Origin of the sequence: Arcobacter vandammei, assembly GCF_016106035.1 — a bacterium.
Lineage (GTDB): Bacteria > Campylobacterota > Campylobacteria > Campylobacterales > Arcobacteraceae > Aliarcobacter > Aliarcobacter vandammei.
In genome coordinates this window covers 12543-38746 of sequence record NZ_JADKPZ010000018.1, presented here as the reverse complement: position 1 = coordinate 38746, position 26204 = coordinate 12543, and the positions used below count along the sequence as shown (strand labels likewise).

Here is a 26204-nt window from a genome sequence, read left to right as displayed (position 1 = left end):
TGTTGGAGAATCTGGGAAAAGATTAAATAATATTGAAGCTTTAGCAAATTCAAAAACAACATTTAATAATGATATATATTCAAATAATATTAAATTAAATTCAAACTCTACAGTAAATTCAAAAGGAGATATAACTGGAAATGTTAATGGAGCAACAACAAATAATGGAACATTAACTACAAGTGGAGCAAATCAAATAATAATAGGAAATATAGGGAATACAAACTCTTTAAATAGTTTTAATGTAACTAATGGAATAACAACAGTAACACAAGATATAAAAGCAACAAATACAGCAATTTCAAGTGGAGCTACTTTAAATTCACAAGGAGATATAACTGGAAATGTTACTGGAACTACTGGAACATTAACTATGAATGGAGCTAATAATCAAAATATTATAGGAAATATAGGAAATATAGATAATTTAATTTTAAATAGTGGAAAAACAGTAGTAGTAAATGGAGATATAAACTCTAAAAACACAGATATTAACTCTAATTCAACTTTAGATTTAGTAGATGGTAAAGATATAAGCTCAATAATAAATGGAAATAGTGGGACTTTAAATCTTCTAGGAAGCTCAACTATAAATAAAGAGATACAAAGTTTAAAAGATTTAAATGTAAATGCAGATAGTTCAAACTCTACATTTAAAAATTTAGTAAACTCTACAAATATAAGTTCAAGTGGAACTGGAAGTTCAACTTTTGAAAAAGAGGTAACAACTACAGATTTAAAGGTAAATAATGGAACTATGACTTTTAAAGACTCTTTAGATGCTACAAGTACAACAATAAATACAGGGAAATTAAAGTTAGATAATCAAGCTTCATTAACTGGAACAAATATCAATTTTACAAATGCTTCTGGAGAGTTAAATTTAGGTGATGGTTCAAATGTAAGTGCAACTATTACGGCAAATTCTAATAATAAAGGTAATATAAATATCGTTGGAGATTCTACTATTTCTGGAGATATAGGAACTTCTACAGATAAAATAAAAGATATAAATATAACTGGAGATAGTAGTAAAACTGTAAATTTAAAAGATGATGTAAATGCTATAAGCACAAAAATTGATGAAGCAACTGTTAATTTCAATCAAAATAGTGGAAGTACAATTACAAATTTGGTTTTTTCTGGAACTGGAACGGCAAATTTATATGAAGGAATAAGTGGAATTATAAATTTTGATGGAAATGATGCAATAGTAACAGTAAAAGATGAAAAAATAGTAAATGGAGATATTTCAACAACTACAAATAATACGGGAATTGTAGACTTTGAAGGAGATGGAGAAGTTACTGGAACTATTGGAAATATAGCATTTGGAATAAAAGAGTTAAATGTAAATTCAAATGGTGAGCAAAAAGATTCAGATGGAAATATCTTACCAAATGATGGGCTATTTTTACATAGAGATATTTATGCAGATAGGATAAATCTACAAAACAATGCAACTTTAGTTTTAAAAGATAATGCAGATATTACAAAAACAGGTGTAGCTGATTTAATAGTTTTAGCAACAGATGCTGCTGATACTGGAGATATTATTTTTCAGGGTACTTCTACTATAACAGGTCAAGTTGGAGATAGTACATATAACTTATCAAGTATAACAGCTGGAGCGGATAATAAAACAGTAACATTTAATGATAAAGTTTATGTAAAAGATTTAAATTATAGTGGAAATGGAAATGTTGTTTTAAATGATGAATTAAAGGGAAATATTAATTTTAATGATAATTCTGGAACTTTAAATATAAGTGATAATTTAGCTTTAAATACAGCAAATACAACTTTTGAAAATCAAAATAGTGCAAAACTTGTTTTTGAAGGAGATTCAACTATTAGTGGAATTTTAGGAAATGATGTTAATCATTTTGATTCTATTGAAGCTGGAAATAACAACAAAACTGTAACTTTCCAAAACAATCTTTTTGCAAATAATTTAGAAGTAAATAGCGGAACTGTAAATCTAAATGGAAATTTTACTGGAAATAAAATATCTTATACAGATGATGGAACTATAGAATTAGCCGATAGAAAAGCTATAAATTCTAATATTACAACAATTGACGGAAAAGGAACTTTAAATCTTCTTGGAAACTCCACTGTAAATGGCACAATTGGTACAAATGATGATAAATTAAAAGAGGTAAATACAAGTAATCTAGCAAATCAAACTACAACTTTAAACAATGATGTTTTTGCTAAAGATTTAAATGTAGGAGCTGGAACTTTAGATTTAAATGCAAACTTTACAGGAGATAATTTAAATTATGAAGCAGATGGAGTTGTAAATTTAGCGGATAATAAAGTAGTTGATGCAAATATCAAAAATATTAGTGGAACGAATAATCAAGGTATTTTAAATGTAATAAAAAATGCAGAGTTTAAACAGCAAATAGGAGAAAGTACCCAAAGTTTAAAAGAGATAAATACTGCAAAAGATAACTCAACAACAATCTTTAGAGATGATGTTTTTGCAAAAAATCTAAATCTTAAAGAGAGTGGAATTGTATATTTAGGTGGGAATTTTACAGGTGATAAAATAGATTTTCAAGATAATTCAACTTTAAATGTAGCAAATGGTAAAAATATAAATTCAAGTATTGTTGCACAAGATGAGAATATTGGAGAGATAAATTTAGCTGGAAGTACAATAATAAGTGGAGAAATAGCTGATAGTTTAAATAAAATAAGAGCTATAAAATTAAATGGTAAAAACTCTAACTCTACATTTGAAAGTGATACTTATGTAAAAGATTTAGATTTAAATGAGAAATTAACTTTAAATCTAAATGGAAATTTAGAAGCTCAAAATTTAAATTATAATGCAAATGCAACTGTAAATTTAGCAGATGATAAAAATCTTGATTCAATAGTAAATACTCTTAATGATAATGAGGGAATTTTAGCTCTTCTTGGAAGTTCAACAGTTGAAAAACAAGTTGGAAATAGTACAAATCGATTAAAAGAGATAAGTGCTGGACAAAGTGGCTCAAATTCTACATTTAAAGATAATGTTTATGCTCAAAAAACAACTATTAATGGAAATGGAGTTGTAAACTTTGAAGAAAATTTAAATTCAACTGTTTATTTTGCAGGAAATGGGACTGTAAATATTGAAGATGAAAAAGCTATTTTATCTGAAACTCAACCTTTTGTAACAACAGTTGCAGATGGAGTTGGAAACTTAAATTATAAAGGTTCTACAACTTTAACAAATGATATAGGTTCACAAGATAAGAGATTAAATAGTGTTAATTTTGCAAGTGATTCAAACAAAGATATTATTCAAGAGTTAGGACACAATGTTTATGCTAAAAATACAATTGTTGGAAATGGAAACAACAAAGTTACTTTAGATTTTAAAGATGATATAAATTTTGCAGGAAATTTAAATATCACAAAAGATGCAACTTTAAATATTAAAGATAAAAAAATAGATGTAAAAGATAATTTAACACTAAGAGAAAACTCTATTTTAAACTTTGATGTACAAACTACCGATTTAAGCTCAGGAAGTGCTATTGTTGGTGGAAAATCTGGTCAAATAACAGCAAATAGTCTGACTATGGAAGATGATGCAAGATTTAATATAACTTATGACGGAACTTGGGAAGGAAAAGGAGAGTATAACTTAGTTGTTACACAAAATGATATAACAACTCCATACAGAGGAACTGAAAAAAATGGACTTGTAAAAGATAATAGTATTATTGATTCAACTGTTGAAGTTGTAGGACAAAATTTGGTTTTAAAAGCTGATAGAACTACAGAAGGTGTTCATAAAGTTGAAGATTTATATATTGTGAAATCTGAAATTGGAAAAGATTATTCAAATGGAGCTTCAAAATCTTTAGCTAAATTAGCAAATGAGAAACCAAGAGAGGGTGCTTTAGCTCAGATTATTAGAGATATAGAGTATTTAGAAGATGGTCAAACTATTACAGAAGCTAAAAAACAAGAGATGATAGATATACAAAGAAAACTAGCACCAAATCCAAGTAGTGTTGTAGCCCAAAATATTAAAACGGCAACAGATGTAAATAAAGCTTCTATAAAAGGAAGATTAAATGACCTTAGAACTTCAAAAATAGAAGATTCAATCCAATCTTATGAAAGCAGTAGAGGTTTATCTTCTGGTGATTCATACTATATTGGAGATTCAACTTTATGGATAAAAGTAAATGCGGCAAAAACAAAACAAGATACAATAGGATTGTATGAAGCTTTTGATACAAAATCATATGGTTTTGTTGTAGGTCTTGATAAAAATATAAATGAAAGCTCTATTATAGGACTTAGTGCTTCATATATAGATACAAAGGCTACACAAAATAATCATACAAGTGATACAAATACAGTTGGTGTTAGTTTATATGGTTCACAAGAGTTTGAATTAGCATATATTGAAGGACAAGTAAACTATATGCAACACAAAACAGATACAAGTAGAACAGCAAATTCAGGTAATTTAGATGCTAAAATAAAAGCAGATGAAATAGGTGCAAGAGTTGAAGCAGGGGTTCATATTCCTGTGGATAATGGAGCTTATTTAACACCTTATGCTGGATTTGAGTATAGTAGAGTTAATCAAAAAGGATATAGCGAAAAAGGGACTAAATACCAAAATGATGCTTTAAAAGTTGATAAACTAACTCAAGATAGAAAAACAGCTGAATTAGGAATAAAAGCAACAAGTAGAATAGAGCTTGAAAGAGCTTTGATTATTCCTCAATTTAGTTTAGCTGTTGCAAAAGATTTTGGTTCTTCAAATAAAGATATAAAAGCTCAGTTTGTTGGCGGTGGAGATAAATTTGTAACACCTTCAAGAGAACTTGATGATGTTACATTTAAAGTTGGGGCTGGAGTTGAAGCTAGAATTACAAATAACACAAAACTAAGATTAGACTTAAATTATGATAGAAGCAAAGATGGTAAATTCCAAGCTTATGGTGGAAATATCTCTTTTGGTGTTAGTTTTTAAAAAAGGAAAATAGTATGATAAAAAGAGCTCTTTTTAGTTTATCTTGTTTTACAAGTTTGATTTTTGCAGATGAAATATCTTCATTTACAGCTATAAAATATAAGGCAGATTTTTCAAAGCAAGAGCATAAAACACAACAAGCAATAGTAAATGAATACTCTTCTTTAAAAAAACTTGCAAAAACTATTGAAGCAAAAGATTTAAAAGGTGATGCTGATTTTGAAGTATCTAAAAATCTTTTATTAATTGATATTTGGTCAAAAAAGTTTTTACAAAGTTACATACCTACAAATGAAGAGCTTCAAAAACTTTATCTTGAACAAAAACCAAGTGTTGTCGCAAAATATGAACTTAGAAATATATTAGTAAGTTATGAAAAAAATGCTGATATGATACTTGAAAAATTAAATTTAATAAATAATCAAAAAGAGAAAAAAGATAGTTTTATAAAATATGTTAAATCTGTTTCAAATGATAATATTTCAAAAAATAATCAAGGACTTTCACCTATTGTTGATGAAAATAGATTAAATCCTCAGATAAAAGAGGCTTTAGCAGGTAAAAAAGAGGGTGATATAATAAAGGTAAATGTAAAAGATTTAGGGACACAAATTATATATATTGAAAAATATATTCCTCAAAAAGAGGCTAGTTTTGAAGAGTCAAAAGATGCTTTAACTGAATTAGCAAAAAAAATTGCTTTAAATAGACAAATTGAGCTTCTATCAAAATGATAAAATTTTTATTCTTAATTTTAATAGGTTTCTTTTTTGGCTCTTGTGCTTCAAAAATTCCTAGCTTAGAAAGTAGAATAGAGACAGTTTTTAATTATGCTAAAAATGAGGGTTTAAAAGAGGAGATAATTTATACAAAAAAATTTGATTTATTCTCTTTGCAAAAAGAGGATTTTTCTTGTAAAAATCTAAATATTTATATTGAGGGTGATGGTTTTGCTTTTGTAAATAAAAATACAATATCTTCAAATCCAACTCCAATAAATTCAACAATTCAAAAACTAATGGCAACAGATAAAACCTCTTGTAAAATATATCTAGCAAGACCTTGTCAATATTATAGTAACCAATCTTGTAATAACTCATATTGGACAGATAAAAGATTTTCAATAGAGGTTTTAAATAGTTATGATGAAGCTTTGAGTTATATAAAAAATAACTATAAAAATAATACTTTTACTCTAATAGGGCATTCAGGCGGTGGAGCAATTGCAACTATTTTAGCTTCATATAGAGACGATGTAAACTATTTAATTACAATTGCTGGTAATTTAGATATTGAAAAATGGGTAGAAATAAAAAATTTAAGTCCACTAACAAGTTCATTAAATCCCAAAGATTTTGTATATAAACTAGAAGCTAAAAAGCAGTTTCATTTAATTGGAAGTCGTGATGAAATTTTATCAAAAGAGGTTTTTTTCTCTTTTTATAAAAGTTTTAATAATAAGACAAATATAGGGTACAAGGTAGTTGATGCTAATCATAATTGCTGTTATGAAAATGAGTTTAAAATAATAAATAACTTTAAAAAATAATTTATTTATAAAAATAATTTGCTACAATAATAATAAACTAAAGGAAGACTTATAAAACTTATGAGAAAAATAATATTTATAAAACTATTTATTTTTATACTTTTAAAAGCTAGTGAACCTATTACACCCTTACCTTTAAGTGTTGAAATTGATATTAAAAAAGCAAATTTAGGAAGAGAACTATTTTTTGACCCAAGACTTTCAAAAGATAATACAATCTCCTGCCACTCTTGTCATATGCTAGATAAAGGTGGAACTGATAATAAAAAATTATCAGATGGAGTTTTTGGGAATTTAGGAAAAGTGAATAGCCCAACAGTTTTTAATTCAACATTTAATTTTGTGCAATTTTGGAATGGAAGAGCTAGAAACTTACATGAACAAGCCTTTGGACCAATAAGTGATCCAAATGAAATGGCTATGGATTTTAAAGAGCTAGAAAATAAGCTTAGAAAAACTGATTATCTAAAAAGTTTTTTTGAAATATATAAAGATGGAATTACAATAGATAATATAATTAATGCAATAGTTGAGTATGAAAAAACTTTAATAACTCCAAATTCTCCTTTTGATAACTATTTAAGAGGAGATAAAAATGCTATTTCAACTGAAGCAAAAAAAGGATATGAACTTTTTAAAGAACAAGGTTGTATAGCCTGTCATCATGGAAGAAATGTTGGTGGAAATTTGTATGCAAAATTTGGTGTTGTAAGTGAAGTTGAAACTCTATCAAAAGGAAGATATGAAATTACAAATAATGAAGATGATTTATACTATTTTAAAGTTCCAACACTTAGAAATGTAGAATTAACTCATCCATATTTACATGATGGAAGATATGATACTTTGGAAGAGACAGTTAAATTTATGGCTAATTATCAGCTTGGTAAATCTCTAGCTGAAGATGAAATATCAAATATAGTAAGCTTTCTAAAGAGCCTAACAGGAGAGCTTTATAGTTATGAAGATAAGAAATAGTAATTTTTTTAAATATTTTGAACCAATCAATATAATTTTATTTCTGTTTGTGGTTGTAACTGCACTTTTTATCTATAATATTAATCAAATAAATGAGAAAGTAAAAAAATTTAACTACTACTATAATAATATTGTTAAATTAAAAATACTAAATAATGAGTTTAATAGCTTTGTAAATACAAAAGCAACTTTTATAAACTATGACTCATTGATTATAAAAATGAATACAACAAAAGATTTAATAGATGGTTTAGATGAAGATAAATTTTATGAAACATTTGGTGAAGATTTAAAAATATCAATTGAAGTTTTAAATAGTGAATGGGAAAAAAAGGTAGAAGATATTGAGAGATTTAAATCTGTAAATTCATCTATTGTTGGTTCAATAAACTATATTTTATCATTAAATTCAAAAGTAAGATTAAATCATCTAAAAGATAAACTAGATGATATTTTAGTAATAGATGAGGCTTTAAGTGCTTTATTTAGGCTTTTTGTAAATGAAAAAGATTCAAATGAAATACAAATTCAAGAGAAGATAAAAAAATTAGAAGATTTGGGTAAAAAATATAATAATTCTGACATAAATTTCTTAATTAAAAGAGTAAATTCTTTGTTAAAAGATTTAAAAAGGTTAAATAAAATTGAACAAGATTATTATAGTTTTGATTTAAAAACAGTTTTAGACTCTTTAGAGAAGAAACTAAATGATGTAAATCAAATTAATCTAGCAAAACAACAGAAATTAGCTTTAATGTTGTTTATTGCTTCAACTCTTTTATTACTTATTTTTATCTATGTTTATATTAAATCAATTAAAACAAAAGATGAGTTAATAGCTTTTAAATATGCAGTTCAAAATAGCGATAATTCAATTGTATTAACAGATAAAAATAGAATTATTATATATGTAAATGATGCTTTTGAAAGAGTTACAGGATATAGAAAAGATGAAGCAATAGGAGAGAATCCAAGAATTTTAAAATCTGGAGATTTACCAGATGAATTTTATAAAAATATGAATAGTATTTTAAATAGAGGAGAGAAGTGGGTAGGGGAGTTTATTAATAAAAATAAACGAGGTGAAATATACTATGAAACAGCATCTATTACACCAATTATTGTTGATGGATTACTAAAAGGTTATTTGGCAATAAAATTGGATGTAACAAATTATGTAAAAGAGAAAGAGAAAGTTGAGTTTTTAGCATATCATGATAGTTTAACTCTTTTGCTAAATAGAAGAGCTTTACAAAGAGATATGTTTGAGCTTTTAAATAAACCAAACAATCAGAAATTTTCAATTTTATTTATAGATTTAGATGGATTTAAATTTATAAATGATGGTTTAGGTCATGATATAGGTGATTTACTATTAAGAGAGATTGCTTATAGATTTAAAAATACCTTAGCTCAAAAACATAGTGTTTATAGATTAGGTGGAGATGAATTTGCTATTATTGTTGAATACGATGATGAAAAAGAGGTTGAAGAGGCTGCTAAAAACATTATAAAGAAAGTAAATGAAAAAGTATATATAAATAAACACTCTTTACATGTTGGTTGTAGTGTTGGAATTTCAAAATATCCTTTAGATGGCGAAGATTACTCTACTTTGATGAAGCACTCTGATACAGCTATGTATAAAGCGAAGCAAAATGGAAAAAATAGATATGAGTTTTATACAAAAGATTTAACAAAAATAGTTAGTAAAAGATTTGAGATAGAACAAGCTTTACCTGTTGGTCTAAAAAATTCAGAATTTTATGTTGTTTATCAGCCAAAATACTCTTTACAGACAAATGAAGCTTATAGTGCAGAAGCTCTTTTAAGATGGGAAAGCTCAATTTTGGGAAATATTACTCCTGATAAATTTATTCCAATAGCTGAAGAAATAGGCTTTATTTATGAATTAGGTCTTTTTGTATTTAGAAAATCTTGTGAAGATTTCATAATCTTAAAAGAGAAATTAAATCTAAAAATGATTAGTATAAATGTATCTGTTGTTCAATTAATGCAAGAAAATTTTATGGATAAAATAGAAGAAATTCTAAATACAACAAATATAAAAGCAAGTGAAATAGGTATAGAAATAACAGAAACATATTTAATAAAAAATGTAGAAGAGATAAGTGAAATATTGGTTGCTATGAGAAAAATAGGTTTTAAAATTTTAATAGATGATTTTGGTACAGGTTACTCATCTTTAAAATATCTTCAACAGTTACCAATTGATATATTAAAAATAGATAAATCTTTTGTTGATAATTTAAATGAAAATAATCTTGAAATAATAAAAGCAATAGTTGCTATTTCAAAGAGTTTTGATTTTAAAACTATTGCTGAAGGTGTTGAGACAAAACAACAAGCTGACATCTTAAGAGATTTAGGTGTGGATATAGCACAAGGCTTTTTATTTTCTAAACCAAAAAGATTAATAGAGTTTAATTAAACTCTATTTTTAATCTATAATATCTAGGAAATATATTTTTTAAATTATTATTTATTTCTATTGGAAAAGAGTTGGAAATTGAGCTTTTTATTTTATTGAAAAACTCACTATTTCCATTTGTCATAACTAGTTGTTCATATCTTCCATCTTTTAGAATAGTTACTCTAATATCAGCAAAAACAGGCTCATTTATAGATGAAATATCAAAGTTTTTCTCAATATTTAATTGAATTTTATCTTTTAAAGATTTATAAAACTTCTCTTTTTCAATTTGCTCTTCTATAGAAGCTGATTTCTCAAGTTTTGAGCTTTCAACTAAATTTATCTTTCTTTGTAAAGTAGTGTTTTCTATCTTTTCTTCAATGATTTTTTCTACTTTATTTTCTGTTAGTTCTTCTTTATTATCTGTTAGTTCTTCTTTATTATCTGTTTTAGGCTCTTCTTTACTGTTTTCTAAACTACTTTGAACTAAAGCAGGAGGTGTTCTATTTTCTGTTTCAATATCTGGATGTTCATCTGTAATTACATCTTTTATTGCTTCATCTTGAGTTAGCTCTTTTATCTCTTCTTTTGGCTCTTCAGCTGTTTGTACCATAGTTTGTGTTGTTGCCTCAAAATTATCCATTGAATCATCAAAAAAGTAGCTGTAACTTCCATAAATAACGGCAATTAAAATTACAACTATTATAAAATCTTCAAAAAAACTCTTAATTTTTCTTCTCACAACTCTCTCCTTTTTAATTATTCTGAAATATAAATTTCGTCTAATAGGCTATCAACAAAATTATCAGGACTAAACTCAATTAAATCATCTTGTTTTTCACCAATTCCTACATAAAAAATAGGAAGTTCAAGTTGATTTGAGATAGAAAACAATGCCCCACCTTTTGCAGTTCCATCAAGTTTTGTAACTATTATTCCATCAATACCAACAATTTCATTAAATGCTTTTGCTTGAGCAATAGCACTATTTCCTTGAGTTCCATCTAAAATCATAAGTTTTTGATGAGGAGCATCACTCATAGCTTTTCCACAAACTTTTACTATTTTTACAAGTTCATTATTCAAATTTGTTTGAGTTTGTAATCTTCCAGCTGTATCAATAATAACATTATCAATATTTCTAGCAAGTGCTGAACTAATAGTATCATATGCAACTGCACTTGCATCGTGTCCTTGTTTTGTCTTTATTATTGGAACATCTATTTTTGTTGCCCAAGTTGATAGTTGTTCAATCGCAGCTGCTCTAAAAGTATCTCCAGCTCCTAAAATAACACTTTGTCCCTCATTTTTTAGTTTATTTGCCAATTTTGCTATTGTTGTAGTTTTTCCAGCTCCATTTACTCCAATGATTAGCCTTACATAAGGTTTTGGAAGATTTGAAAAATCTACTTTTGGAGCGTGTTCAAAAAGCATTACAAGTCTATGTCTTAACTCTTTTCTTGTAATCATAGAAGGTAGCCCATTCATAGCTTTTTCTATAATTTCATACTCAACATCAGCTTCAATTAAAAGTTCTTCAATATCATTAAAAGATATTTTCTCTTTTTTTTGTGGAACTACATTTTTTATACTTGCAAATGTTTTCTCTAAAGCTCTTGAAAAGAAGCTTTTTTTCTCTTCTTCTTCTTTTATTTCAACTATGCTTTCAATTTTCTCTTCTTGAACTTTTTCCGCTTCAAGTTCTACTAAAGTTTCTTTTGGCTCTTGCTCTATACTTTCTTGTTCTAAAACCTTATTTTCTTGCTCTAAATTAGGCTCTTTTTTCTTTTTAAAAAAACTAAACATATTTCCCCTACTACTTTTCTAAAACTTTTTTAATATCAATTTCTATCATCTCATAAGGTGCTAAACCCTGAATTTTTTGATATATTTTTCCATGTTTATCTATAATAAAAGTTGTTGGAATAGATTTTATTCCACCAACAGCTTTCGCTAAATCAAAATTCTCTCCACCAATAGTAATGTTATAATTAATTCCAAACTCTTTTACAAAAGCTTTAATTTCTTCATCGCTTTTAAACTCTTCAAGTAAAACAGAAAGTACAACTAAATCATTTTTATACTCATTTTGTAATCTTATAAGTGCTGGAATTTCAATCTTACAAGCAGGACACCAAGAGGCAAAGAAGTTTAAAACAACTATTTTATTTTCATAGTTTTTGATATTTATGCTATTTGTATCTGTTTTAAGCTCTATAATATCGCCATTTAGGGTATTTAGCATAAAATCTGATTTTAGTACATTTTGCTCAATTTTTACTTTGTTTTCATCTTGTTTCTTATCTTTAGAATCACAAGCTGAAAAAAATAAAATTGATAAAATTGAGAAAAATGCTAAAGTTTTAAACTTCATTTTAATTCCTTTAGATAAAATTGTTCATTAGGTAGTGATTTTACCTAAGTGAGGCTTAAATATGAACACAAATCACAAAAGTGATTTTAGAATATCAAGTATAAAAAGATTGAAATTTTATTCATCTATACAAATGTATTCAAAAAGTAAAAAAATTGTAGAAAAATTAAAAAATATTATAAGAAAAGAGGGTGCAAACAATATTTTGTTGTTTATTCCTTTGGAACTAGAAGTAAATATTAAGCCATTGATTTTAGAATTAAGAAGAGCAAAAAAGGATATTTATGTCCCTTTTATGCAAGATGATAGCTTTAAAATGGTGAAATATAGACTTCCTTTGGAAAAGAAGAAATTTGGTATTTATGAGCCAAAAAACTCTTTTTTAAAAGCAAAAAAGATAGATTTAGCAATTGTTCCTATTGTTGGAGTTGATTGTTTAAATAAGCGAATTGGCTTTGGTAAAGGAATGTACGATAGATTTTTTTATAGATTGAAATATAAACCTACAATAGTTTTTACTCAATTAGTACTTTGTAAGAGTAAAAAAATTTTAAGTGATAATTACGATATAGAAGCAGATTATATAATTACGGGATAGGTTTTAAATGGAAAATATGATAATAGTTGTAGTTGCTGGACTTTTTGGTTCAATAATTACTTTGTTTGTTTCTAAAAAAATAAATAAAGCAAAGTTTGAAGTCTTTATTGAACAGGCAAAAGCAAAAGCAAAAATAATTGAGCATGAAGCTGAAGTTGCTTTAAAAGATGCTCAATTAAAGGCAAAAGTAGAGTGTGATAGAGAGTTCAAAAGTGCTAGAAAAGAGTATGAAACAATGCTCTTTAAGATAGAAAAAAAAGAGAAAGATCTAAATGAACATCTTGAAAATGAGCTAAGACTTATCAAAAAAGAGAAAGAAGAGATAAGTGAAAATAATAGAAAAATATCTATTTTAAAAGATGGTATTGAAGAGCAAAAAAGAACTTACGAGCAAAAAACTCTTGAAGCTATAAAAATCCTTGAAAATGCAAGTGGACTTACAAAAAGTGAAGCTAAAGAGTTGATGTTAAAAAAAGTAGAAGAGGATTCAAGAGCTGAAATTTCATCTATTTTTAGAAAAAAATATAAACTAGCAGAGCAAAACTCAAAACAAGAGGTAAATAATATTTTATCTCAAGCAGTTACAAGATATGCAGGAGAGTTTGCAGCTGAAAGGCTTATAAATAATATTCCTTTAAATGATGAAGAGACAAAAGGGAAAATTATTGGAAAAGAGGGACGAAATATTAAAGCCCTTGAGATGCTTTTAGGAGTTGATATTATCATTGATGATACTCCAAATACAATAACTATCTCATCTTTTAATCTATATAGAAGGGCAATTGCTACAAAAACTATTCAAGAACTACTTGAAGATGGAAGAATTCAACCTGCAAGAATTGAAGAGATTTACAAAAAAGTAAAAGCAGAATTTGATAAGAATATTCAAAAAGAGGGTGAAGATGTGGTTATGGAACTAGGAATAAAATCTATGCACCCAGAGCTTATAAAACTTGTTGGAAGATTAAGATATAGAGCAAGTTACGGACAAAATGCACTAGCTCATACTCTTGAAGTTGCACATTTAGCAGGACTTATTGCCGCTCAAATGGGTGGAGATGCAATTTTAGCAAGAAGAGCTGGAATTATGCACGATATTGGAAAAGCTCTAACTCACGAAGCACCAGGAAGCCATGTTGATTTAGGAGCTGAAATTTGTGAGAGATTTGGAGAGTGTGAAACTGTAATAAATGCAATTTATGCTCATCATGGTCATCAAGAACCTATAAATGTAGAAAGTGCAGCTGTTTGTGCAGCTGATTCCCTAAGTGCAGCTAGACCAGGAGCTAGAAGAGAAGTTCTTGAAAGCTTCCTAAAAAGAGTTGAAGAGATTGAAAATATAACTACAAGTAAGGTTGGAGTTACAAATGCTTATGCTATAAATGCAGGACGTGAAGTGCGAGTTATTGTAAATGCAGAGCTTGTAAATGACGATGAAGCAGTACTATTAGCAACTGAAATAGCAAAAGAGATAGAAGAGAAAGTTCAATATCCAGGTGAGATAAAAATCAATGTAATAAGAGAGTTAAGAGCTGAAAGCTATGCTAGATAATCCACAAAAAAAGGCAAAAAAATGAAAGAACAAAAGCCAACAACAAAAATAATAGCAGGAGAGTACAAAGGTAAGGTTTTGGAGCTTCCAAGCCTTGATGTTACAAGAAGTTCAAAAGCAATGCTTAAAGAGTCAGTTTTTAATGTTTTGCAGTTTGATATAATTGATAAAATCTTTATTGAATCTTTTGCAGGAAGCGGTTCTATTGGACTTGAGGCAATTAGTAGGGGAGCAAAAAGAGCTTATTTTATAGAACTTGATAAAAACTCTTACTCTATACTTCTTAAAAATTGTAAAAGTATAAATATTGAAAAATGCCAAACTATCCAAGGAAATGCTTTTGTACAAACTCCTGTTATTTTGGAATTTTTGAAAAACTCAAAAGAGGAGATAGTTTTATATGTAGATCCACCTTTTGATTTTAGAGATGGAATGGAAGATATTTATGAAAAATCATTTAGAATGATTTCAAATATTGAAACAGATAATATTTTTAAAATAATAGTTGAGCATGTTTCAAAGCTTGAAGTTCCACAAACTTTAGGTAAATTTTCTTTAGAAAAAACTAGAAAATTTGGAAAAAGTTCACTATCATATTATAGTTATACGGTTTAAATGTTTAGATTTTATTTAGGTTTATTGATTTTTATCTCTTTATCTATGTTTATAGTTCCACTATTTTATACGGTTTCACCTTATGATTTAAACCCAAATAAAATTCTTTTAGCTCCCTCTTTTGAACATATTATGGGAACAGATAGGCTAGGGCGAGATGTTTTTGCAAGAGTTTTAGAAGGTGGACAAACTTCACTTATTATTGGTTTTTTGGCTGCTTCTTTCTCTTCTTTTTTAGGGCTAATTATTGGAATAACTGCTGGATATTTTAAAGGAAATGTAGATAAAACTATTACAATAATTATTGATTTGTTTCTTACTTTTCCTACTTTTTTTCTTCTTTTAGCTTTGGTTTCATATATTGAAGCAAATAGTGTTATTTTAATTCTTGTTATCTCAATAACAGGCTGGATGGGAATGTCAAGAATGATAAGAAGTGAGAGTTTTGCTCTTTCAAATAAGCCTTTTATAAAGATTTTAAATATAACAGATGTAAGTAAAATAAAAATTATTTTAAAATATTTCGCTCCTCTTTTAGCTCCAATATTCTTAATCTCTTTTTCATTTGGAGTTGCTGGTGCTATTTTGGCTGAATCTGGACTATCTTTTTTGGGTCTTGGAGTAAACCCACCACAAATGAGTTGGGGAAGTATTTTAAGCGATGGGAAAGCTGTTATTGATATTGCTTGGCACCTTAGCTTTTTCCCAGGGCTTATGATTTTTATAATAACTTTTTGTTTGATACAAATAAGTGATTATTTACAAAATATGGCAAATAAAAAAGAGCTAGTTTAGATTTTAACTAGCAATTTATCTAGCCATTTTTGACTTAAAACTCTTTTTGCAAAACCTAAAATATATGTTGCTTTTGTAACATAATATCTTGGTTTTGGCTTAGGACTTTTTAATATTTTTAAAACAACTTTGGCTACACTTTTTGGTGGAAGTGTAAAAGCTCCTTTATTATCGCTACTTTCAAGCCTTGCTTTTAACTCTTTTTCATAAGAACTTTTCCAAAAACTATTTTCTATATCTATATGTTTTTTGAAATTTCTTAGTGAATTTTCTCTAAATTTTGAAGTAACAGGACCTGTGTTTATAGTGCTTATAAAAATATTGCTATTTGCCGTTTCTAGTCTTAAAGTATCACAAAGTCCTTCAATAGCATATTTGCTAGAGTTGTAAGCTCCTCTAAATCTTAGGCTTATTATTCCTAAAACAGAGCTATGTTGTATTATTTTTCCATAGTTTTGACTTCTAAATATCTTCATAGCTTGAATTGTAAGTTCATGAAGTCCAAAAAAATTTGTATCAAATTGCTCTTTTAAAACTTTAACACTTATATCTTCCAAAGCTGCTGGTTGCCCAAAACCTGCATTGTTGAAAACACAATCTAGTTTTTTGTCTTGCTTTAAAATCTCACTTAAAGCAAAAGCTATCTCTTCTTTATTTCTAACATCAATTTTAAAGGCATTTAAACCCAAATTTTTTAGCATTTGTACATCTTTTTGCTCTCTTGCACTAGCATATACTTTTATATTATTCTCTTTCAAAAAAAGTGCAGTTTCTAGCCCAATTCCACTAGAACAGCCAGTTATTAATATATTTGTCATCTTATTTTTTAATCATCCTAACTAATTTTTGGCTATTATACCCAAAACAATTTATAGGCTAAAAATGACAAAAAAAGATATAGAATTAAAAGAGCTTTTGGATATTGAAGCAAATGAGAGAAATAGTGCTTTTGAGTTAAGTTATGATAAACCAGATCCTCTAATGGTTGCAAAAAGACAAGATGATGATTTTGCAATACTTTTGTGTGCTTTGTTTGCTTATGGAAATGCAAAACTGATAGTGAAATTTTTGGATAGTTTGGATTTTTCGCTTTTAAATAAAAGTGAAAAAGAGATAGAAGAAAATCTAAAAAACCACTACTATAGATTTCAAAATAGTGCCGATGTTATAGCAGTTTTTAAAGCTTTTAGAAAGATAAAACAAGAAAGTAGCCTTGAAGAGCTTTTTTTGCAAGGTTACAAAAAAGAAAACTCTGTTTTAGAAGGGATTGATTTTGCTATACAAAAGATAAAAGAAAAGGCAAATCACTCTTCTCAAGGATTTGATTTTTTAGTTGGAAATGCTTTAAAAAGAGATAAAAAGGGCTTAATAAAACCTAGCAATGCACCATATAAAAGATGGAATATGTTTTTAAGATGGATGGTTCGAGATGATAATCTTGATTTAGGGTTTTGGAAAAATGTCTCTAAAAGTGATCTGATTTTACCTCTTGATACTCACACTTTTAAAGTAAGCCAGAAATTAGGACTTTTACAAAACAGAACTTATAATCTAAAATCAGCACTTGAAATCACACAAAAATTAAAAGAGTTTGATAAAAATGACCCTATTAGATACGATTTTGCAATATATAGGCTAGGGCAAGAGAAGATTATATAAATATGCAGGAAGAATAACTAGGGGAATAAAATGAAAAATATAATATTTTGTGATATTGAAGCATCATTAACAACAAATAAGATTAAAGAGTTAGGGGCTGTTTATAAAAATAGTGAATTAAGAACAACAAATGTAGTTGAATTAAGAAATTTTTTATCTTTATGTAAAAGTGATTTTATTTGTGGGCACAATTTTATTGATTTTGATTTAAAAATTCTAAAACATACATCTATTTTACAAGATTTAGCAAAATATAATTTTATTGATACTCTACCACTTTCTCTTCTTTTGTTTAATGAAAAAACACTACATAGTCTTCCAAAAGATTATAAAAGTGAAGATGATTTTAGTAATAATCCTGTTGAAGACTCTAAAATAAGTTCAATACTTTTAGATAAATTATTTGAGAAATTTAAAACTTTAACTGTTGATAGTAAAAATATATTTTACTCACTTTTGAAAGATAATATATATTTTAGTGGTTTTTTTAAATATATTAGTGATTATTTTGAGTTTGAAAAACTAAACAATGAAGATTTATACTCTTTAATAAAAATAAAACATAGTAAAAGTATAAGAAATCACGAATATTTAAAAGAGTTAATTAATTCAAATAGAGTTGAATTAGCTTATATTTTAGCACTTTTAACTCCATATATAGAGATAAAAGCACATCCTGCAAAAATTTTATATACATTTCCAAATATAGTTGATATACAAAAAGAACTCTGTTTTGATATAAAAATAGCAAAAGATAAACTTATAGATTTCTCAAGTGAAGTTTTTGGAATAAGTTCATTTAGACCATTTCCTAGACTCAATGCAAATTTATTAGAAAATCCAAGCTTATCGCAAAGAGAGATAGTTGAAGCTTCTTTAGATGATGAATCCTTTTTGGCAATTTTACCAACAGGTGGTGGAAAAACTTTTACCTTTTGGTTACCTGCAATTTATAAAGCAAAACATTATAAAAGTTTAACAGTTGTAATCTCTCCACTTCAAGCACTTATTGAAGACCATATAAAAAGTTTTAATCAAAAAGTTGCAAACTACAAGGCAGTTGCAATAAGTGGCTTTATGAGTCCACTTGAAAGAGCTGAATCTATAGAGTATGTTGTAAATGGTGAAGCTGATATTTTATATATTGCACCTGAATCTCTAAGATCAAATACAATTTTTGGAATATTAAAAAATAGATTTATTGAAAGATTTGTAATAGATGAAGCACACTGTTTATCAACTTGGGGAAATGATTTTAGGCAAGATTATTTTTATATTTGTGAATTTATAAAAGATTTAATATCTAAAAAGAATTTTCAAGATTTTATTCCAATTTCTTGTTTTACTGCTACAGCAAAACCAAGTGTAATTAGTGATATTGAAAACTATTTTCTTGATGGTTTAGGTATAAAATTAAACAAATATTTAGCAGTTCCTGAAAGAAAAAACCTACAATATAAAGCAATATCATCAAAGAGTAAAGATAAATATTTAGACCTTTTAAAACTAATAAATGAACACAATGGTGCAACATTAGTCTATATTCCAACCTCTACAAAAAAGTGTGATGAAATTGCCCAAAACCTACAAAGAGACACAAATAAAAGTGTAAAATCTTTTCACTCTAAACTAGATTCAACTATAAAAATGCAAATTTTAAAAGATTATATTGAAAATAGTATTGATGTAATTGTTGCAACTACTGCTTTTGGAATGGGTGTTGATAAAGCAAATATTACAAATGTAATACACTATGAAGTATCTGATTGTTTAGAAAACTATGCACAAGAAGCTGGAAGAGGTGCAAGAGATGAAAAACTTGAGGCTTTTTGTCCAATATTATTTGATGAAGATGATTTAGATAAACATTTTTTGACTTTAAATAGAACAAAATTAACAGCAAGTGAGATTAACTCTATTTTTAAAGTATTGAAAAATTGTAAATCTGATGTTATAAGTAAAACAGCTTTTGAAATTGCAAAAGAGGCTGGTTGGGATGTTGAAGATAGTAGTTTTGACTATTCAACTAAAATAAAAACAGCACTTTTAGAGCTTGAAAGAGAAGGTTATATAAATAGAAAAAGAAATAAAACTAGCTTTTTTGCAGATTCAATAGCCTCTAAAAGTATGGAAAAACTACATAAAAAACTAGAAAACTCTGATTTAAGCGAAGATGAAAAGCAAAGATTAGTTTTGGTTTTACAAACAATTATTGGAAGAGGAAAACCAGAAGCTATTCAAGTAGATGAGATAGCACATCTTTTAGGGTATAAAAAATCTGAAATATCTTTAGCAATTAATCAGCTAAAACAGTTTGAATTATTAGGAGATAATAAAGATTTAAGCCTTGAAATAAGAAATAGTAGTTTAGCAATATTTGAGAAAACTTCTAAAATGGAACTAGCTTTATTTGAGTATTTAAAACTTTTAAATGTACAAAAAATAAGAATAAGAGATTTAAATGAAGAGATAAATTTCCTAAAAATATCAGATAAAAACGAATCAGAAACAATAAAGCAGATTATAAAATCTTGGAGTGATAGAGTAAATTTTATTTTTTCAAGAGTAAATAGAGAGCAAGATATTTGGTACTATAAAATTGAGAGTTTAGATTTTTTGAAAGAGAAAATAGAAAAAAGACAGCTTATTTCTAGGAAGATTTTATATGAGTTAATAAAAGAACTAGATGATAAAAGTAGTAAAGAGATTACATTCTCTTTAAAAAAACTATTTGATAGTTTTAATCAAGAGTTTAAATTAGATGATATTGATAAAGCACTACTATATATGCACCATTTAAAAGTAATAGAGCTTCTAAAAGGAAGATTTATAAACTATTCACCAATGATAATTCATAAAGAAGAGAAGTTTCTTGCAAAAAGAAAATATACACAAAGTGAGTATAAACAAAGACTTGAACAACACTATCAAACAAAAGTAGAATCAATCCATATTATTGGAGAGTATGCAAAAAAATTAAAAAATGATGGACAAAAAGCAAAAGAGTTTTTGAAAGATTATTTTACAATTTCATATCAAAGTTTTAAAGATAAATATAAATTAATAAAAGAGAGAATCTCAAAACCAATTACTGAAACAAGATACAATAAGATTTTCAAAAAAATGTCAATTGAACAAAAACAGATAATTGAAGATACAAAAACAAAAGCTATTATGATATTGGCAGGTCCTGGAAGTGGAAAAACAAAAGTTTTGGTTCATAAAATTGCATCTTTATTACTAACTGAAGATATAAAACCAGAGCAGTTTATGATGCTAACATTCTCAAAAAGTGCAAAAAATGAGTTTAAATCAAGATTAAATGATTTAATTGGAGCATTATCTTATGATGTAGAGATTCAAACTTTTCACTCCTATGCTTTAAAATTAATTGCAAGAGTTGCAAATAAAAATAGCAATGAAGTCCTACAAAATGCAATAGTTGAAGCAACAAGACAGATTAATGAAAAAGAGTTAAATCTACCACATATTGCAGTATTAATTTTAGATGAGTATCAAGATATAAATGAAGAGAGTTTTTTATTTGTAAAAGCTATTTATAATGCAAATGAGGGTGATACAAAAATTATTGCAGTTGGTGATGATGACCAATGTATTATTGGCTTTAATGGAGCAAATATAGATTATATAAATAGATTTAAAGAGGAGTTTTCAATAAATGAAAACGATAAAGAGTCATTTAAGCAGTTTGAACTTCTTTGTAATTTTAGAAGTAAAAAAAATATAGTTGAGTACTCAAATGAGTTTATAGAAAAAGTTACTACAAGATTTAAAACAAATAGATTATATTCAAATAGTCCAAATTTAGGTGTTGTAAATGTCTATTCTTATATTTCACCAAACTATATAAACCCTTTAATTGAGTTAATTAAAAATGATGAAAAACAAGAAAATATTGCAATATTAGCAAAAACAAATGAAGAGGTAATGGATATTTATTCAAAACTGCATCAAAATGGAGTTGATGCTAAATTTTTAATAGATAGAGAGAAGTTTGAGTTAAAAAATATTGTAGAGTTAGCCGAGTTTAATAAAATTTTAAATGAATTTATAAAAAATGAAAATAGCTATAAAGAGATATTTTTTGAAAAAGCCTTGCAAATTATTGAAAATAGATATAAAACTTCAACAAATATTGAACTACTATATAAAATAGTTGATAGGTTTTTAACTCAAAGTGATGACTATTTTGTTTCACAGTGGATAAGTTATATTGAAGAGATTAAGTTAGAAGATTTTGATAACTATAAAAAGAGTATTTTGGTTTCAACTATTCATAAATCAAAAGGTTTAGAGTTTGATAAAGTCTATGTAATAGTTGATAAAAATCCAAAAGATGATGATGAAAAAAGAGTCTATTATGTGGGAATGACAAGGGCAAAAAGTGAATTGTCTATCTTAAGACAAGGCAAAGATATAGAGAATAAAAAAGAGTATATAAACTATTTTTTTGATGAAAAAGAGTATTTAAAAGATGAAAAAATATTTACTCATATTATGTCACTATCTGATATAAAACTAGGAGTTGATAGCAAAAAATATGGGAGTAAAGATATAGTTGCAGGAGAAAATTTAACTATAGAAGAAGGAAAATATGATAATTTTATTTTAACAAAAGATAGTAAAATTGTAGCAGCTTTTTCAAATAGATTTGATGAGCTTATTAAAGAAAAATTAAGTAAGGGCTTTGTCGTTAAATCTTGTATTGTTGAGTATGTTGTTTTATGGGAAGATAGAGAAAATAGTAAAACTTTGAAACATCCACTTTGCAAAATAGTTTTAACACTAATAGATTAATAGTTTGTTACTTTAAAGTTACATATATTCTATATAGTGCTATTAAATATAGATAGTTAGGAGGAATTATTTATGAAAAAGATTTTAACAGTTGCACTTTTAGGTACAGTTTCGTTTTCTTCATTATTTGCAGATGAGGTTGTAAAGTTTGAAAAAAAACTTATAGGTGAAAGAAACAACATTGGTTACAAATATGAAGGTGCTAAACTTGAATATAAAATTCCAGATGAAAGCACTATTCCAAACAACCAATTTGGGGATTTAATCAGATATGGAAAAGAGCTAGTTGTTCATACTTATAAACATATTGGTCCTGAAGTTGAAGATGAGAAAATGAGATATGCAGGAAATAACCTATCATGTCAAAGTTGTCACTTGGAAGCTGGAACAAAAGCATATTCAGCACCTTTTGTAGGAATTTATGGTAATTTCCCACAATATCGTCCTAGAGAAAATGTTATTGGTTCACTAGCTGATAGAATAAATGGTTGTATGCAAAGAAGTATGAATGGAAAAGCACTTCCTCTTGATAGTAAAGAGATGAAAGCTTTTGAAGCTTATATGTACTGGTTAAGTCAAGGAGTGCCTCTTGGTGCAAAAGTTGAGGGTACGAGTCTAGCTGAAGTAAATAGAAAAATGATTCAAACAACAAAAGCAGATCCTGTAAAAGGAAAAGCTGTGTATGAAGCACAATGTGCATCATGTCATGGAGCAAATGGTGAGGGTGTTAAAAATGAAGGTGTAGCAAATGGTTATATGTTCCCACCACTTTGGGGACCTGATAGCTACAATAAAGGTGCTGGAATGTACAGAACTTTAAAAGCTATGGACTTTATAAAAGCAAATATGCCTTTAGGAGCAACTCACGAAAATCCTATATTAACAGATGAAGAGGCTTATAATGTGGCAGTTTATATGAACTTAGATGAGCACGATAGACCTGAAAAAGATAATAGAGAAAAAGATTTCCCAGATGCAAAAGTAAAAGCACCTGATACATATATTGAAGGAAAAGATTCAATTGAAAGAAGAACTGGACCATTTGGACAATTTATTAAAACAAATAAATAAAAAAGGAGTATCTTTATGATACTTCTTTTTAAATCATATAAAAAAACTTTTCTTTTATTTATCCTCTTTATGGCTACTTTGTTCTATTTTTTATACAAATACAACAATATTTTAAATCAAAAAACTTTAGATATTTTGGTTTCAAATCAAGTTCAAATTGCACAAAATGAGTTAGAAAATCAAAAAAATCAAGCTTTGTCTTTAGCTTTAATGTTCTCTAAAAATCAAGATATTATAGAAAATTTAAGTAAAAACAGAAATATAGAGTTAAAAAAAGAGCTTATGAAACTAATTGAGATTATAAAAACTTATACAAAACAAAATATTGATATACAAATTCACACAAAAGATTTAGAAGTTTTTACAAGAAGTTGGGAAGATAAAGATTTTGGGCTAAAACTAGAAAGCTTTAGAGAAGGACTTGTAAAGGTTAAAAAGACGAAAGAGCCTTATGTCTCAAGTGAACTTGGAAAAAGATTTAATATAAAGGCTATTGCCCCAATTTTTGATAGAAATAACCATTTTATAGGCTCTATTGAAGTTATTGTAGGTTTTAATCCTTTGGTTGAAAGACTTAAAGCTTTTGGAATAAACTCTCTAGTTTTACTTGAAGCAAAATATTTAGATATTGCAAGTTATCATAAAAACAATAAAGTTTTAGAGAACTTTGTTGTTTTACAAAATAGTTTAAATAATACTTTTTTTGAAACTTTGAGCAAAAACCCACAATATTTGAAAAATAACAAATTCTACTATGAAACAAAAGATACAATAATTACTCAAATTCCTTTGGGAAGTTTTGAAAATTCTAGTGTTGGAGTTTTAGTTATAAGTTTTGATAAAAATATAAATAATTTTAAATATTTACCAAATTATGACTATTTTGGTCAGATAAATATAAAACAAGAGAAAAAAGATTTAAAAGATATTCAAAAAAAAGAGATAATAATAAGATGATAAAAGTTTTGCTTCTTGAAGATGATTATTTGTATAAAATCTCTATAAAAGAGTTTTTAGAAGAGCTTGATTTTGTAGTTGATGATTTTGATAATGGCGAAGATGCCTTAAATGCTATTTTTGATAAAAAATATGATTTGCTTTTACTAGATATTAGAGTTCCAAAAATGGATGGTTTTTCTCTTGTGAAATATGTAAGAGAAGCAAGTATAGATACTCCAATAATTATTTTAACTTCACTTACAGATATAAAAGATTTAAGTCGTGGCTATGAATTAGGTTGTAATGATTATATAAGAAAACCTTTTGATATGATTGAGCTAAAATTTAGAATGGAACAGCTTATAAAAAATCATTTCAAAGCAAGTGATGATTCCATTGAGCTTGAATTTGGTTTTAAATATAGTATAAAGAAAATGGCACTTTATAAAGATGATATACTTATTGATTTATCACAAAAAGAGCTTGAACTTATAGCTTTTTTAGTGCAAAATCGTGGTTTTTTTGTATCTATTGAGAGCTTACACGAAAATGTTTGGGAAAACAAAGATATATCATATGCAGATATTAGAATGTGTATAAAAAGAGCTAGAGAAAAAACGAGTAAAGATTTTATAAAAACTAAGAGATTTTTAGGGTACAAAATTGATAAACGGTAAAAGTGAGTTAAAATATATTGTAATACAAGTTTGTATTAGCCTTTTAATTGCCTTTATTCCAATATATTTTTATATAGATGCAACAATAAAAAATCAAAATATTAAAGATAAATTGGACTTACAAAACTATTCAAATCAAGTTATTTTAAGTATAGAGAATTTTGAGAAACAAAACAATGATATTTTTTACTATCCTAGGTCAAATATTTTCTTTTCTAGCATTTTTGATAAAAACAAAAAAGAGATTTTCCACTCAAATATTTCACTAGAGTTTTTTGATGAAGATTATAGAAGTTTTAGCGGTAAATTTTGCTATAAAGAGTATCTAAGCCAAAATATTTTAGATGCTTCATCTTTAATTGTTTGTAAAAATATTGATTATAGTGAAGTTATTTACAATGCTTTGATTCTGCTTTTAGTTGTGATAGTTTTTATCTTTTTACTCTCATTTTTTGTTATAAAACAAAGCATTGAACCATATAAAAAATTAAATACTTATCTTGATGAATTTTTAAAAGATGCTATGCATGAGCTTAAAACTCCTATTGGAGTTGCAAGAATAAATACAGATATGTTATCACTAAAATTACGAAATGATAAAAATATTTTAAGAGTAAAATCAGCACTAAAAAATATGACAATAATATATGAAGATTTAGAGTACTATATGCAACAACATGAAGTAAAAGAGCTAAAAAACCATATAGATTTTTCACTATTTTTAGAAAAAAGAGTGGAATTTTTCAATGATTTAGCAATATCTAAAAATATTATTTTTCATAAAAATATTGAAAGTAATATAGAGATTTATTTTAATGAAATAGAGGCTTATAGGCTGGTTGATAATAATCTTTCAAATGCCATAAAATACTCAAAAAATGACTCAAATATCTATATTAGCCTACAAAAAAGTGATAATAACATAAAACTAATTTTCAAAGATGAAGGAGTAGGAATTAGTGATACAAGCACTATTTTTGAGAGATATTATAGAGGTGATAAAATTACAGGTGGGTTTGGAATAGGACTTAGTATTGTAAAAAATATTTGTGATAAAAATAGTGTGGAAATAGAAGTAGTTTCAAGTGTTGATGAAAAAAATCACGGAACTAGTTTTACTTATATCTTTAGCTAAACATTATTTAC

19 protein-coding genes are annotated in these 26204 nt (G+C 26.9%); 15 read left to right on the top strand and 4 right to left on the bottom strand.

The genetic code is table 11. The annotated features are described in order from the left end of the window. From IQC44_RS09790 to IQC44_RS09770, 5 genes are all read left to right on the top strand, one after another. On the top strand, positions 1-4999 hold a 4999-nt coding region (locus tag IQC44_RS09790; protein WP_198306185.1), incomplete at its 5' end, for an autotransporter domain-containing protein. Positions 5000-5013: 14 nt separating this feature from the next. Then, positions 5014-5733 (top strand): peptidylprolyl isomerase, encoded by a 720-nt coding sequence (locus IQC44_RS09785; RefSeq protein WP_198306184.1) that lies wholly within the window; start codon positions 5014-5016, stop codon positions 5731-5733. After that, complete coding sequence (locus IQC44_RS09780; RefSeq protein ID WP_198306183.1) at positions 5730-6548, top strand: lipase family protein; 819 nt, start codon at positions 5730-5732, stop codon at positions 6546-6548. The genes IQC44_RS09785 and IQC44_RS09780 overlap by 4 nt, the downstream gene beginning before the upstream one ends. 60 nt (positions 6549-6608) lie before the next feature. Next, positions 6609-7526 (top strand): cytochrome-c peroxidase, encoded by a 918-nt coding sequence (locus tag IQC44_RS09775; protein ID WP_198306182.1) that lies wholly within the window; start codon positions 6609-6611, stop codon positions 7524-7526. Next, positions 7510-9978, top strand: coding sequence for an EAL domain-containing protein (locus tag IQC44_RS09770; protein WP_198306181.1), 2469 nt, complete (start codon positions 7510-7512; stop codon positions 9976-9978). The genes IQC44_RS09775 and IQC44_RS09770 overlap by 17 nt, the downstream gene beginning before the upstream one ends. Here IQC44_RS09770 and IQC44_RS09765 read toward each other — a convergent pair. The 3 genes from IQC44_RS09765 to IQC44_RS09755 are packed head-to-tail and all read right to left on the bottom strand — an operon-like array spanning position 9971 to position 12334. Then, positions 9971-10702, bottom strand: a complete 732-nt coding sequence (locus IQC44_RS09765) for a hypothetical protein (RefSeq protein WP_198306180.1) — start codon at positions 10700-10702, stop codon at positions 9971-9973. The genes IQC44_RS09770 and IQC44_RS09765 overlap by 8 nt on opposite strands. Positions 10703-10719: 17 nt before the next feature. Beyond that, positions 10720-11766, bottom strand: coding sequence for a signal recognition particle-docking protein FtsY (gene ftsY / locus IQC44_RS09760; protein ID WP_198306179.1), 1047 nt, complete (start codon positions 11764-11766; stop codon positions 10720-10722). Positions 11767-11776: 10 nt separating this feature from the next. Further along, on the bottom strand, positions 11777-12334 hold the full coding sequence (locus IQC44_RS09755; protein WP_198306178.1) for a TlpA family protein disulfide reductase: 558 nt from the start codon (positions 12332-12334) through the stop codon (positions 11777-11779). Positions 12335-12395: 61 nt separating this feature from the next. Between IQC44_RS09755 and IQC44_RS09750 the strand changes: the two genes are divergently transcribed. The 4 genes from IQC44_RS09750 to IQC44_RS09735 are packed head-to-tail and all read left to right on the top strand — an operon-like array spanning position 12396 to position 15894. After that, complete coding sequence (locus tag IQC44_RS09750) at positions 12396-12932, top strand: 5-formyltetrahydrofolate cyclo-ligase (protein ID WP_198306177.1); 537 nt, start codon at positions 12396-12398, stop codon at positions 12930-12932. A 7-nt stretch (positions 12933-12939) separates the two neighbouring features. Next, on the top strand, positions 12940-14484 hold the full coding sequence (gene rny, locus IQC44_RS09745; RefSeq protein ID WP_198306176.1) for a ribonuclease Y: 1545 nt from the start codon (positions 12940-12942) through the stop codon (positions 14482-14484). Between the two features lie 21 nt (positions 14485-14505). Further along, entirely contained in the window at positions 14506-15099 is a 594-nt protein-coding gene (rsmD, locus tag IQC44_RS09740) for a 16S rRNA (guanine(966)-N(2))-methyltransferase RsmD (RefSeq protein ID WP_198306175.1), read from the top strand. Then, complete coding sequence (locus IQC44_RS09735) at positions 15100-15894, top strand: ABC transporter permease (RefSeq protein WP_198306174.1); 795 nt, start codon at positions 15100-15102, stop codon at positions 15892-15894. It abuts the gene before it with no gap. On the opposite strand, the gene IQC44_RS09730 is transcribed toward IQC44_RS09735, so the two are convergent. Beyond that, positions 15891-16712 (bottom strand): SDR family NAD(P)-dependent oxidoreductase, encoded by an 822-nt coding sequence (locus IQC44_RS09730; protein ID WP_198306173.1) that lies wholly within the window; start codon positions 16710-16712, stop codon positions 15891-15893. The two genes, IQC44_RS09735 and IQC44_RS09730, sit on opposite strands and share 4 nt — an antisense overlap. A 64-nt stretch (positions 16713-16776) precedes the next feature. Here IQC44_RS09730 and IQC44_RS09725 point away from each other — a divergent pair, with 64 nt between their 5' ends. The 6 genes from IQC44_RS09725 to IQC44_RS09700 all read left to right on the top strand — a co-directional run bounded on the left by IQC44_RS09725 (position 16777) and on the right by IQC44_RS09700 (position 26193). Next, complete coding sequence (locus IQC44_RS09725) at positions 16777-17553, top strand: TIGR02757 family protein (protein WP_198306172.1); 777 nt, start codon at positions 16777-16779, stop codon at positions 17551-17553. 30 nt (positions 17554-17583) lie between these two features. Continuing rightward, positions 17584-22371, top strand: coding sequence for a RecQ family ATP-dependent DNA helicase (locus IQC44_RS09720; RefSeq protein WP_198306171.1), 4788 nt, complete (start codon positions 17584-17586; stop codon positions 22369-22371). Between the two features lie 72 nt (positions 22372-22443). Then, a complete protein-coding gene (locus IQC44_RS09715; RefSeq protein ID WP_198306170.1) occupies positions 22444-23442 on the top strand; it encodes a c-type cytochrome in 999 nt (332 codons plus the stop codon). A 15-nt stretch (positions 23443-23457) separates the two neighbouring features. Beyond that, a complete protein-coding gene (locus tag IQC44_RS09710; RefSeq protein ID WP_198306169.1) occupies positions 23458-24399 on the top strand; it encodes a cache domain-containing protein in 942 nt (313 codons plus the stop codon). Then, positions 24396-25058 carry a response regulator transcription factor gene (locus IQC44_RS09705; RefSeq protein ID WP_198306168.1) on the top strand — a complete coding sequence of 221 codons (663 nt, stop codon included), beginning with the start codon at positions 24396-24398 and terminating at the stop codon, positions 25056-25058. The genes IQC44_RS09710 and IQC44_RS09705 overlap by 4 nt, the downstream gene beginning before the upstream one ends. Beyond that, positions 25045-26193 carry a sensor histidine kinase gene (locus tag IQC44_RS09700; RefSeq protein ID WP_198306167.1) on the top strand — a complete coding sequence of 383 codons (1149 nt, stop codon included), beginning with the start codon at positions 25045-25047 and terminating at the stop codon, positions 26191-26193. Before IQC44_RS09705 ends, IQC44_RS09700 begins: the two co-directional genes overlap by 14 nt. The last annotated feature ends 11 nt before the right edge of the window (positions 26194-26204 follow it).

Bases quoted from the DNA above. Each gene is read 5' to 3' on its own strand.
- IQC44_RS09730 (WP_198306173.1), bottom strand. From the start codon at position 16,712: ATGACAAATATATTAATAACTGGCTGTTCTAGTGGAATTGGGCTAGAA.
- IQC44_RS09770 (WP_198306181.1), top strand. From the start codon at position 7,510: ATGAAGATAAGAAATAGTAATTTTTTTAAATATTTTGAACCAATCAAT.
- IQC44_RS09710 (WP_198306169.1), top strand. From the start codon at position 23,458: ATGATACTTCTTTTTAAATCATATAAAAAAACTTTTCTTTTATTTATC.
- ftsY (WP_198306179.1), bottom strand. From the start codon at position 11,766: ATGTTTAGTTTTTTTAAAAAGAAAAAAGAGCCTAATTTAGAGCAAGAA.
- IQC44_RS09755 (WP_198306178.1), bottom strand. From the start codon at position 12,334: ATGAAGTTTAAAACTTTAGCATTTTTCTCAATTTTATCAATTTTATTT.
- IQC44_RS09705 (WP_198306168.1), top strand. From the start codon at position 24,396: ATGATAAAAGTTTTGCTTCTTGAAGATGATTATTTGTATAAAATCTCT.
- IQC44_RS09750 (WP_198306177.1), top strand. From the start codon at position 12,396: ATGAACACAAATCACAAAAGTGATTTTAGAATATCAAGTATAAAAAGA.
- IQC44_RS09780 (WP_198306183.1), top strand. From the start codon at position 5,730: ATGATAAAATTTTTATTCTTAATTTTAATAGGTTTCTTTTTTGGCTCT.
- IQC44_RS09715 (WP_198306170.1), top strand. From the start codon at position 22,444: ATGAAAAAGATTTTAACAGTTGCACTTTTAGGTACAGTTTCGTTTTCT.
- IQC44_RS09720 (WP_198306171.1), top strand. From the start codon at position 17,584: ATGAAAAATATAATATTTTGTGATATTGAAGCATCATTAACAACAAAT.
- rsmD (WP_198306175.1), top strand. From the start codon at position 14,506: ATGAAAGAACAAAAGCCAACAACAAAAATAATAGCAGGAGAGTACAAA.
- rny (WP_198306176.1), top strand. From the start codon at position 12,940: ATGGAAAATATGATAATAGTTGTAGTTGCTGGACTTTTTGGTTCAATA.
- IQC44_RS09735 (WP_198306174.1), top strand. From the start codon at position 15,100: ATGTTTAGATTTTATTTAGGTTTATTGATTTTTATCTCTTTATCTATG.
- IQC44_RS09725 (WP_198306172.1), top strand. From the start codon at position 16,777: ATGACAAAAAAAGATATAGAATTAAAAGAGCTTTTGGATATTGAAGCA.
- IQC44_RS09785 (WP_198306184.1), top strand. From the start codon at position 5,014: ATGATAAAAAGAGCTCTTTTTAGTTTATCTTGTTTTACAAGTTTGATT.
- IQC44_RS09775 (WP_198306182.1), top strand. From the start codon at position 6,609: ATGAGAAAAATAATATTTATAAAACTATTTATTTTTATACTTTTAAAA.